Below are 8,761 nucleotides of genomic sequence, written 5' to 3'. Positions count from 1 at the left end.
TATCCAAGAAATACCGTCTGGGAAAATAGATCCTCGAATGTACCTTTCGAAACTTGGAAATAAACGTATGATCTAATTCTTCTCCATCCAAGAGATAGATCAACTCGGCCCTGAGTTTTGATAACCTGCAGAGTTCTCTCATCGAAAGATTGCCGATTAAGATGGAATAGAAAAGAGCCGAAATTACTTTCTTTGGAGAGATCGCAGGTCGACCTGTTGCGTCATTCTGATAATTTTTATCGAAATCCTCAAAATCTAAACGTTCCATGACTTTTTTAAATCCGTGGATTGGATGTCCTTCTCCGAACAATTCCTGAAAGTCTAAAACATGCATCCTCAATTGATTCGGGTCTGTATTCTTGAACTTTGCCATTGTGCTAATCTAGCAGGTTCATACATTTTGCTCTTCTTTTTCAACAGACTCTTGGGTGGGGGCTGTTCGATTTTACAAAAAAATTGTCGGAACTACGACCAAAACGTTCACTTCGGAATCACCAACTCCTCCATTCTTCTCTTAGATTGATTCAAAGAATTTTTAGAATAACTCCATTGAGCGCTAATGATCTAAAATTTTTAAATCCGCAGAAGTAACTTATAAATCGAATAAAAAATCTTCCTAACATCGAATAGGCTTTGGTTCGCGTAGTATGAATGAAATTCAAAATCGATCGGATATAAAATGGGAACGCAAAAATAACGATTAACATCCGTTATTGGATGAATAACATTAGAGTTGTTGAAAAATTCCATAGTGAAGATTCGTAAAATTGCTTCAATTGTCCATTCAATCCAATACAAACAGATCAAGAATTAATTTTTCAACAACTCTATTTTTGAAAAGAGTCAATTACTTTCTTATTTTAATAACAATGACAAAGAAAAACAATACAAAACGATTGAGTATTTTATAGTTCTGATTAAAACATTCAGTTACTATAGTCTTTCAACAGATTTTGTCCCTGAATCTGAGTAGATAAATTCATTTTTTTGAATATTCTAAAACCAACATTTGTTTCAATTCAAATTTTTAAAAGATATTAATCTCATTTTAATTTATATCCCAAAAAATCGTGAAATCCGACAGCGAATTTAAATTTATCGTTCTACGAATGTTTAATGTTAGCGAAAGTTTAATTCTGTATACGTGGAATCTTACTTGACCCAAACTTATACCTATATTCTTACTATCTCTTTGAAATCTAATTAGAAAAGAGCCATCTTGTGAGTCATAAGTTCCAAGTCAACTTACGTGGAATCATCAATATACTTTCAGAACATCTTTACAGCGGACCTCAAGTATTCGTTCGTGAACTTTTACAAAACGGAGTAGATGCAATCCAAGCCCGCGCCTACCTCGAACCGGAAAACAAAGGAGAAATCCATCTTGAAGTCGTTCCCGGAAAGGACGGAGGATCTCCAACTCTTATCTTTACGGACAACGGAATCGGATTAGTGGAATCGGAAATCCACGAGTTTCTGGCGACCATAGGACAAAGTTCAAAACGTGGACTCCAAAAGGATTTTATCGGCCAATTCGGAGTCGGTCTACTCTCATGTTTTATCGTCAGTGACGAAGTTGTAGTCGTCACTCGTTCGGTAAAAGTTAAAACACAACCCGCTTTCGAATGGCGTGGAAAACAAGATGGAACTTACTCGATCAAAACACTTGGAAGTGACTTGCCCTTTGGGACTCAGGTCTATCTTCTTTGTAAACCTGGCTTTGAAGAATACTTTGAGCGAGAAACTCTTTGTAATCTTGTAAATAAATTTGGCGGTCTATTACCCGTTCCACTTCGATTTTTAGAAGGAGAATCCACCGAACTTCTAAATCCGGAACCTGCACCCTGGAACCGCACGTATAAAAGCAAAGCACAAGAACGAAATACATTTCTTGATTTCGGAAAAAAGTTATTTGAAACTTCATTTTTAGACGCAATCCCGTTAACCTCCGACATAGGTAAGGCACAGGGAATCGCTTTCGTTTTACCATATTCTCCTAGTCTTGCACAAAAAAACATACATCGTATTTATCTTAAGAATATGCTTTTATCCGAGTCAGCCGCATCCCTTCTACCGGATTGGGCGTTCTTTGTCAAATGTGTAGTCAACGCAGACGAACTCAGACCCACCGCATCACGAGAAGATTTTTACGAAGATCAATCTCTCGAAAAAGCGAGAGAAACACTGGGACAATGCCTTCGAGATTATCTGATTACACTTTCCGAAGAAGAACCGGAACGTCTTCGCCATCTGATCGGCCTTCATCATTTATCCATGAAAGCACTCGCGGTTCAGGACTCCGATTTTTTCCGTTTGATCATCGACTTTCTTCCATTTGAAACTACGTTCGGGAGAATGACCTTAAAAGAATTTCGGGAAAAAAATTCAGTTCTCCGTTATGTATCTAGTCACGACCAATATCGACAGATTTCAGGAGTTGCGGCAGCGCAAGGAGAAGCAATTATCAACGGAGGTTATGTCTATGACAGCGAATTACTGGAACGTTTTAGCGAACTATATCCAGTAGAACAGGTGGACGCAGCTGGATTCGCTCAAACATTCGAAGACATCACTCTTGCAGAACGGGAATCTGTATTCGATCTTTTACAAACTGCAGATCAAGTTCTACGTCCTTTTCAGTGTGCGACCGACATAAAAAAATTTCTTCCGATAGAAATGCCTATGTTATATCACCTGAGTCAAGAAGGAGACTTTTTACGTTCCGTGGAACATTCTAAAGAAATTGCGAACAAGATGTGGTCCGACATTTTAAACAATCTCTCTGATTCTTATTCAAAAGGAATCAATGCGCACCTTTTTTTAAATCTACTCAATCCTTTGATTCAAAAACTCGTAAAACTGAAAGACGTTCGATTAATAAGTAGAGCCGTTCAGATGCTCTACATACAAGCGCTTTTAATGGGACACCACCCGCTTCATGTTAAGGAGTTGTCTCTTCTTACGGATGGACTTTCGGACTTAATTGAAGGATGTATAAACGATCCAATAAGTGAGAATCAATGATAGAGATAGATCCCAACACCGAAGATCTATTTCCCGTTCTGTGGGACGTGGAATTGCTAAAAAACGATTTCTCAAAGTGTTCGCTTTTAGAAGAAATCATCCGTTTGGCGGATTTGAGAAAAAATAAAGAATTAGGTTTCGAAGTTCGACTTGCTTTAATAGAAGCGGGGATTTTTTCCGGAGCGATTGATAAAGCTTTAATATCCTTTTCTTGGTGTCTTTCTCAAGTAGATCAAAATCCAGAAAAATTCAGCGAAGAGGATTTGTTATGGAAATACAAATGGATCATAGAAAATCTTCCTGCGTTTCCCCAAATCAAAAAGGAACAGATCTTAGAGATGCTTGAAGATTTAGAAAAACGTTATGAAAAAAACGGGGAAAACAAACATCCGGTTTTAATGCTGAAACGTAGTATTTCAATGAGCATGAGAAATATAGAAGAAAGCCAAAAATATCACGAGTTGCTCAAACAAACGACTGCTAAGGGACGCCTTGCGGATTGTGCTGCTTGTGTACAAAATTCGGAAGTATTCTACGCAGTCCATTTGGGTCAAGACGAAGTGGCACTCGAAAAAGCCAAATCGATCCTTTCGGGTAAATTGCGCTGTGCAGAAGTACCGCATCTAACGTATGGTACTCTACTTTTGCCCCTGCTTCGCCTCAACCAACCGGAAGAAGCTGCTCGACTTCATAAGATAGGATATAGACTAGTTTCGAATTCTACGGCCTTACTCGGAACAATCTCGGAACATCTCTTATTTTTAGGAATCACCGGAGAGATTGCCAAAGCGATTCAACTATTAGAGAAACATTTCGCATTCGCTTTCAGAGCGCCCGATCTAAATTATCGTTTTCAGTTTTATAAAGCCGCTAAATTTTTAACGGAACGTATTCTACTATCAAATCTAAAATCGATAAAAATCAGGATGCCGAAAACATTTCCAGACTACAAAGAAAACGGAAATTACGCCGTTATCGATCTGGATTCCTGGTTCGGTAAAGAAGCGTCGAGACTTGCATCTCAATTTGATAGTCGAAACGGTAATGATTCTTACATGGAAGATCTAAAAGGCCTAAAAGCGTTTCACGAACTGTCTCAAAAACATTTACAAGAGAATAATCAGTAATTTAACACAAATCAGTCGAATTTAAAAATCGAACCTCGTTTATAGAATTCAGTTTTACTAATATTCTTTTTGTTTTATCGGAAGAAAGGAAACCGTAAAATCGGAAAACTTAGTTTTTAAAATTAAATCCTTCTTCTTTTTTTCCAATCTCTGTATGTCCAAAGAAACCTTATGTTGTTTTATCAGTAGATGCCTTCTTTCCCTTTTGGGAAGTTTATCTTCTTCAAATAATTTTTTGTATTTCAAAAGAAATTCGTGATCGATCTCAAGCCTTTTTGTACATTCTTCAAGCGGATCGGTAATATCGTTGATCGTTTCATCTGTTTTTTCTACCAGCTCGTTATTTCTAAGTTCGATTAAAAAATGATCTTGGCTGGCAAATGGTATCTTAAATTTTAAATTCGAATTCGTACTTTTTAAGATAAAACCCTTATAGTGATGAACTAAATTTTGTATTTTTTCACGAGAAGTGGATACCTTCGCAGATTCTATTTTTATACGAATAGAATGAGAATAAAATCTTCTCTCTAAGTTTGTATGGTCCGTATTGGTTGTCGGACTTGCTACGAGCGAAGAGCCGAAAAAAATAGATACAAATATCAGTGTAACGGTCGGCATTGTAAGCTAGAATAAGAAATTTTCGAGTTTCGTCAATCTCGCTTTCTATTATTTAACTCTAAGACTATTTTTAACTTGAGTTCGATATAAGAATCCTCTTCACAGAAATCGTAATTTTTATATAGCTTTTTTAGGGAAAGGCACGAGAGTTCCCATATTACGAAGTGAAAATTGGATCTTCAAACGGGGAAAGTCTGAATTTTAGGTTCTATTTCTCTGTTTTAAGGATAGTTTCTCATCAGTGGTTGGTTGTAATTGTAGCTTATACTAAAGGGAATTCAGTATAACAAATGCAAAAGCGGTTTTACGAATCCGATTCTTCTATCGGCCTCTTTCAAATATTGAAGAATTTCCAGTGACCGTTTTCAAAACGTTTCTCAAACGGTCTTTCTCGGTTTGTTTCGATATGTTCCTATTTTTTTCTCTGATTCTTTTCTCTATTTCCTGGACTTCGATCGCGGCGAAGAGTTTAAAACAACTCCTTTTGGCGGATAACGAAGAATACGAAGACGCGAAAATCATTCTTTGTAAGGATATTCCAGATTTATTCATTACAATTTTAATACGTTCTTCGCCGCCGAAACAAGGCGACATTCCGGAGCAGGATTATTGGGAAACTTTGAAAGTTGTTCGGTATAAAAAAAATAAGATCATTTCGAATGTTCTTTTTTTTGATTCGGAGAATTTGAATTCTCGGGAGAGTATTACGTTTACGGAAATACATTCCGCGCGCCAGTTGCGTCTTCCCGGTTTTACAAATCCTCTGTTGGAAGTCTTAGGTTCGAGAAACGGAAATCATTTTTATTATCTGTACGAAATCGAAAATAACAAGGCCAAGCTTTTATTGGAGACTCAAACGGATGATTTAGGAAGGTTTTTATCTTCGATCGGCAAAAAGGACAATCTCGATAGATTGGTTTTCCATACAAGAGATTGCGGGAAACCGTTCTGCTTGAGTTTAAGCGACGTAAGAGTTAAAATGACTCGCTTCCCACGGGAAGTTCGTCGCGTGAGCGATCAAAGCGAAAATACTGCTGTGCACCGTTCATTTACCGAACCCGAACGTAAGAAAACCATAAAATTAGAATATTCTAAAGGATCAAATGGTGCGTTGCGGATTGAAGCGAAGAGCGCGACTCTGCGCTTGAAAAGGAAAACACTTTCGCAGAGGCACGCCCGAAAGAAAATTTCTCGGTTTACCTTTTAAAAATCTTACGCTTGAAACGCGTCTAAAACGAGCTGATCTTGTTCCTGTAGATGCAGTTTCATATGACCAGCGGCAGGACTAGGAGATTCGTGTCTTCCCGCATACACAAGACGAGCATCCCCTGGAAGAAGTTTTTCGATCCTTTCTCGAACAAAAAACCAAGCTCCTTGATTTTTTGGCTCTTCTTGACACCAAACGAATTGTTTAGCGTTTTTGAAAGTTTTAAGAGAATTTTGGATCTCTTTTGCAGGAAAAGGATAAATTTGTTCTACTCGAATCAGTGCTACATTTTTGATCTTATTTTCGTCCTTGTATTTCATTAAATCATAATATACTTTACCTGCTGAAAATACCACCTTTTCGATTTTATCCGGTTTAGATCCACTATCATCGATCAATATTTCTCGAAACGCACCTTGTAGAATATCTTCCACAGGAGAAAGTGAAGCAGGAAAACGAAGTAAACTCTTTGGAGTTACGATCACTAGAGGTTTACGATAGTTTCTGAGCATCTGTCTTCGGAGCAGATGGAAATACTGAGCCGCGGTTGTTAGATTACAAACCTGCATATTGTCTAGGGCACAAAGTTGTAAAAATCTCTCCAATCTCGCAGAAGAATGTTCCGGACCTTGGCCTTCATATCCATGAGGAAGTAACATAATCAAACCAGATAGTCTTTGCCATTTTACTTCCGAACTGGAAATAAACTGATCGAAGATTACCTGAGCACTGTTCGCAAAATCTCCAAACTGAGCTTCCCACATCACAAGAGCGTTCGGATCCGAAAGAGAATAACCGTATTCAAAACCTAAAACTGAAAATTCAGAAAGTGAAGAGTTTATAATCTCCGCCTTAGCCTGTTTAGACGAAATATGATTGAGAGGAATGTATTTTTCGTTTGTATTTGTATCCACAAGAACCGCGTGACGATGTGAGAAAGTTCCTCTCTGAGAATCCTGACCAGAAAGACGAATCCTAAATCCACTTTCTAAAATAGATCCAAAAGAAAGGGCTTCTGCAAAACCCCAATCCACCGGAATTTTTCCTTCCGCCATTTCCTTTCTACTCTGCAGAAGTTTTACCAGTTTAGAATTTGGAGTAAAACCAGGAGGCACGTTAGTCAAAGCTTGAACAATTCCGTGCATCTGTTCTGCGAGTAGTTTTGTGGCCGGTTCCGAATCCAACGAATCCTTAGAAAATTTAGACCAAACCCCTTGCATTGTATCCACACGAATTTTTACGTCCTGTTCTTTGGCCCTTTGGAAAGAATCTTCCAGCCCGTGCATGGATCCGTTTTTGATAAAATCAATATCTTCCTGTAGAATGTCCCCTTCTTCTACGAGTCTTTTTTCATAAAGTTTTACAGTAGGAGGATGATTTTTAATAATAGCGTACATCTTCGGTTGAGTAAACGCTGGTTCGTCCGTTTCATTGTGACCGAGTCTTCTATAACATACTAAATCGATAATAAAATCTTTTTTAAATTTTTGACGATATTCCATTCCTAGTTTTACAACTCTGTAAACTGCTTCCGGATCGTCTCCGTTTACGTGTATGATTGGAATTTGGAAACCTTTCGCAAGATCAGTTGCATACAACGTAGATCTAGATTCATCCGGAAGGGTGGTAAAACCAATCTGGTTATTGACCACGATGTGAAACGTTCCACCTGTAGTATAACCTTCTAGATTCATCAGGTTGAGAGTTTCTGCAACAACTCCCTGACCCGCAAACGCGGCGTCTCCATGAATCAAAATCGGCATATATTTGGAACGATCCTTGTCTCCGATCAAAGTCTGACGGGCGCGAACCGATCCGGTTACGACTGGATCCACACATTCCAAATGACTTGGATTGAATGCGAGTGAAAGTTTCACTTCTTTACCAGAGGTAGTCATTCTACTATTGGAATATCCCAGATGATACTTTACGTCCGCATAACTTAAGTTATCCTTGTCCGTTTTTTCTTCGAACTCCGCAAAGATGAGTGACGCAGGTTTTTCAATAATGTTCACGAGAACATTCAGTCTTCCTCTATGCGCCATTCCGATCACGAGCCCGTCCATCTGATGATGACCGGCCTCTTCTACAATCGTATCTAAAAGTGGAATGAAGGATTCTCCTCCTTCTAACGAGAATCTTTTTTTTCCTACGTATTTTTTAGCGAGAAAGGTTTCAAAATAATCTGCTTGAAATAATTTTTCGAAAAGTCTGAGTTTAATTCCTCTAGGCAAAGGCGCTAGAAATTCAGGAGACTCCATCTTTTTTTGAAGCCATTCTCTTTCTTCATCATTTACTAAATAGAAATGTTCGGCTCCGATCGTATTACAATATACCTTTTCATAAAGATCCACGATCTCAGCAAGTTTTACTCTTCCGAGAGTTTCACTATCCACAATAGTATCTATATCTGTGGGTGAAATATTGTGCAGTTTAGAATCGATAAACGTGCGGTTAGGTTTTTGAATTCCAAGTGGATCTAATTTTGCAGCAAGGTGACCTTGTCTTCTGTAAGCATTGAGAAGGTTGATGATCCCCATTTCTCGGATGGAAGCCGCCTGCGCATCCGTAAAAGAAGTAGCCACTGCAGATTTACCATTGCCATTTGTATATCCACTTCCGTTGGCAAGACCATTTGTATCCACTTCTTGAAAGAAAGACTTCCATTCTTTATCTAAAGTTTCCGGATTGAGTTTATATTGATTATAAAGTTCTTCGAGGAGAGCACCATTCTCCCCATAAAGCGCCATGAGTTTTTCTATCTTCATTTTTGAAACCTACCTAA

At 38.3% G+C, this 8,761-nt stretch carries 6 protein-coding genes; 3 read left to right on the top strand and 3 right to left on the bottom strand.

The genetic code is table 11. The features are described 5' to 3' along the window. Positions 1-334 (bottom strand): transposase (locus LEP1GSC049_RS213440; protein ID WP_025186056.1); only part of this gene is annotated, 334 nt, incomplete at its 3' end. 887 nt (positions 335-1,221) lie between these two features. Between LEP1GSC049_RS213440 and LEP1GSC049_RS213445 the strand changes: the two genes are divergently transcribed. After that, positions 1,222-3,024 carry an HSP90 family protein gene (locus LEP1GSC049_RS213445; protein WP_016560848.1) on the top strand — a complete coding sequence of 601 codons (1,803 nt, stop codon included), beginning with the start codon at positions 1,222-1,224 and terminating at the stop codon, positions 3,022-3,024. Next, entirely contained in the window at positions 3,021-4,151 is a 1,131-nt protein-coding gene (locus LEP1GSC049_RS213450; RefSeq protein WP_004759275.1) for a hypothetical protein, read from the top strand. The genes LEP1GSC049_RS213445 and LEP1GSC049_RS213450 overlap by 4 nt, the downstream gene beginning before the upstream one ends. A 57-nt stretch (positions 4,152-4,208) precedes the next feature. Here the strand turns inward: LEP1GSC049_RS213450 and LEP1GSC049_RS213455 are convergent, their stop codons facing one another. Continuing rightward, positions 4,209-4,769, bottom strand: a complete 561-nt coding sequence (locus LEP1GSC049_RS213455) for a DUF4349 domain-containing protein (RefSeq protein ID WP_004750431.1) — start codon at positions 4,767-4,769, stop codon at positions 4,209-4,211. A 406-nt stretch (positions 4,770-5,175) separates the two neighbouring features. Here LEP1GSC049_RS213455 and LEP1GSC049_RS213460 point away from each other — a divergent pair, with 406 nt between their 5' ends. Beyond that, positions 5,176-5,976, top strand: a complete 801-nt coding sequence (locus LEP1GSC049_RS213460) for a hypothetical protein (RefSeq protein ID WP_244266181.1) — start codon at positions 5,176-5,178, stop codon at positions 5,974-5,976. Positions 5,977-5,981: 5 nt separating this feature from the next. On the opposite strand, the gene LEP1GSC049_RS213465 is transcribed toward LEP1GSC049_RS213460, so the two are convergent. Further along, positions 5,982-8,744 carry a 2-oxoglutarate dehydrogenase E1 component gene (locus tag LEP1GSC049_RS213465; RefSeq protein WP_004759285.1) on the bottom strand — a complete coding sequence of 921 codons (2,763 nt, stop codon included), beginning with the start codon at positions 8,742-8,744 and terminating at the stop codon, positions 5,982-5,984. Positions 8,745-8,761: the final 17 nt, after the last annotated feature.

The sequence above is a fragment of the Leptospira kirschneri serovar Cynopteri str. 3522 CT genome (assembly GCF_000243695.2).
Lineage (GTDB): Bacteria > Spirochaetota > Leptospiria > Leptospirales > Leptospiraceae > Leptospira > Leptospira kirschneri.
Note: the sequence above shows the minus strand (reverse complement) of the source record. Positions and strands in the feature narration are given on the sequence as shown.

Bases quoted from the DNA above. Each gene is read 5' to 3' on its own strand.
- LEP1GSC049_RS213465 (WP_004759285.1), bottom strand. From the start codon at position 8,744: ATGAAGATAGAAAAACTCATGGCGCTTTATGGGGAGAATGGTGCTCTC.
- LEP1GSC049_RS213450 (WP_004759275.1), top strand. From the start codon at position 3,021: ATGATAGAGATAGATCCCAACACCGAAGATCTATTTCCCGTTCTGTGG.
- LEP1GSC049_RS213455 (WP_004750431.1), bottom strand. From the start codon at position 4,769: ATGCCGACCGTTACACTGATATTTGTATCTATTTTTTTCGGCTCTTCG.
- LEP1GSC049_RS213460 (WP_244266181.1), top strand. From the start codon at position 5,176: ATGTTCCTATTTTTTTCTCTGATTCTTTTCTCTATTTCCTGGACTTCG.